Genomic DNA, 902 nt, shown 5'->3' on the forward strand with positions numbered 1-902 from the left:
GTTGGATTGCATCGACCGAAGCCTTGGTGCTGTTGCGTCTCATATCGCGCCGGCACGTTTGGCCAAAGCAACACCCTTGCGGTCCTTCGACATGCCGACGCTGATCGTTGCAATGATGCTGCGGCTGGTCGACCCAACGGTTGAACAGGGACGAACAGAGCATTCTTGCCGAAGCAGCCCACGTTCTCCGTTTCGCCGATCCGGAGGGCGAGACCAAGACGCCGATCAAGCCCGAACAGTTGCTTGTTCCCCGCCGTCATGACGATCGCGCCGACGATCTCTGGACCGTTTGGAATGTGGTGCAGGAAAACGCCATCAAGGGCGGCATTCGCGGTGTCGGCCGCGATGATCTTGGCCGTACCCGCCGCGTAAAATCCCGCGCCGTCAACGGGATCGATCAGGACATCAGGCTGAACAAGGCGCTATGGCTGCTCGGCGAACGCATGGCCGCCCTGAAATCCTGACCCGGACCTTAGGAGCGCCGTCAGCACAGGCGGCGCTCTCCCCCCATCACCACGATATCGGAGGGTATATCATGAAGCTCGCGTATCCCATCGAAATCTCCAATTTGCGGGAGATCATCGGGCATGTTCGTCCTATGGCGTTGGCCAATGCAATTCACGCCCGCGTCCCCTCGTCATGGGGCGGCGCATTTTTCATCACCTTGCTAAATCTGTCGCGATGCTGTCCGCGACTTAGTGAAATCGCTGTCCCGGACTTTCCGAAATCGGTGTCCGCGACTTACTGAAATCCGTGTCCCGTACTTTGTGAAACCCGCCCTCAAGGGCAATCAAAGCGCGCTGCGCGACGATGTCAGCCTGTTCGTGACCGAGCAGAAAGCCAAGCAATACGCCGATACCGCGATCAGTCGACATGAGACCGTGGATGGCGATCATGGTCGG

At 58.9% G+C, this 902-nt stretch carries 1 protein-coding gene and 1 pseudogene; one reads left to right on the top strand and one right to left on the bottom strand.

What is annotated here, in order from left to right; all coding sequences use genetic code 11:
• Window positions 1-137 precede the first annotated feature (137 nt).
• A pseudogene (locus tag ABK249_RS33810) lies at window positions 138-464 on the top strand (DUF932 domain-containing protein); the annotation flags it as partial.
• Window positions 465-695: 231 nt separating this feature from the next.
• Here the strand turns inward: ABK249_RS33810 and ABK249_RS33815 are convergent.
• A partial coding sequence (locus ABK249_RS33815) for a hypothetical protein (RefSeq protein WP_348864926.1) occupies window positions 696-902 on the bottom strand: 207 nt, incomplete at its 5' end.

Source organism: Neorhizobium phenanthreniclasticum, assembly GCF_040066075.1.
GTDB lineage: Bacteria > Pseudomonadota > Alphaproteobacteria > Rhizobiales > Rhizobiaceae > Neorhizobium > Neorhizobium petrolearium.